The following is a 1,411-nucleotide window of genomic DNA, read 5'->3' on the forward strand; positions in this document are numbered from 1 at the left end:
GCTTTCTTTTTTTGAGAAACCATGTCGAGCCATGCGCTAACTGCAAATTAACTGTAGAAACATCTTCAGTGCGTATACCTCCTATGATGGTAGAAGCATCAGCTTTAATAAAAAGAGAGGCGTTATTTTCAGCTTTTAATAACAAATTGCCTGAGACTTTAGTTTCTTCTGATAACTCCAGAGTACCTTTAGCCCCATAACCATTGGTCCCCGTAGCATAAATAGCCGTGCCATCTGGAACTGAAAAAGTTGTATTCGATAAAAAAACAGATGAAACTCCCATGATGATTGTTCGCATGTCTGAAAGTTTTTCATCATTTCGACTTAACATTACTGCAGTCTCTTCTGGATCTAATATATGAAAATATAAACCATGCGCACTCTCACCCTGCATAGAAATATGAGAGTTTTCAATCTGAATATTTGTATTCTTAAAATTGCCCAATATACCATACTTTGCAAGTAATTGACCATTAGCATATGCATAACCAGAATAATTTTTAATTAAAAATCCATGCATATCAGTAAGCTGAAGAGTACTATCCCTCAAATGGACATTTCCACCTTGAAATACCTCAAAAGCTTGCTGAAGAGTATTATCCCTCAAATGGACATTTCCAACTCGAAATATTTCAAAAGCTTCTGGCATTATGCTCTTCTTTCTAGCATTAACTTTAGAGCGCTTTTTTTTTCCTTCCCCTTTAATAATCATATTATCGAGAAGATACCTTCCCCCAAACCGTGTTGAAAATGAACCAATCTCATTAAAAGTGACAGTGCTGTTTGACATCCGCACCATCGCATTAAAACCGCTAATAAGACCAACCCCTTCTGTATTCAAATTATCTGGTGCAATTTCAATATCTACACCATCTAAAGAAACATCTGTTTCTTTTTCCGCTGCAAAAAGAGCGTGTGAAATTCCCTCAATCTTCCCTCCTGTCATCTTAATAACTCCATCGTGAGCACGAAGAGCAGGTATATCTTTAAAATTTGAATCCGTTAAAATAAGCTCTCCACCATCTTGTACATAGCCACCATATGAAAATACTACACTTGGCTTATCACCTATGACAGTGATCTGTGACGCCTCAACAACTGTGCCCTTTTTTTCCACATATATGGCTGCAACAGGAGGAGAAGACATTTCTCGAGAATTTTTTAAGTGATAGGTTTTATTTGTGATTGTATGTGTTTTACCATCACTGCATTCATAAAAGGAAGATTCTGGATCACTTTCAGAAGCATTAACATTTATAACTTGCAGAAAATAAAGAATAGCCGTTGTAAAACCGCATACAAACGCATGATTATAAAATACGTTTACCATATTTCTTCTCTACTCCTATCTGTTAATAAAACATTTAGAATAGAGATAGAAAATCTTAAAATATGGTTAATATAGTATTAA

1 pseudogene is annotated in these 1,411 nt (G+C 35.4%); it reads right to left on the reverse strand.

What is annotated here, in order from left to right:
* Window positions 1–1,330 (reverse strand): annotated as a pseudogene (locus tag ME1_RS07265) (autotransporter outer membrane beta-barrel domain-containing protein); the annotation flags it as partial.
* Window positions 1,331–1,411: the final 81 nt, after the last annotated feature.

The organism is Bartonella vinsonii subsp. arupensis OK-94-513 (genome assembly GCF_000278235.1).
GTDB lineage: Bacteria > Pseudomonadota > Alphaproteobacteria > Rhizobiales > Rhizobiaceae > Bartonella > Bartonella arupensis.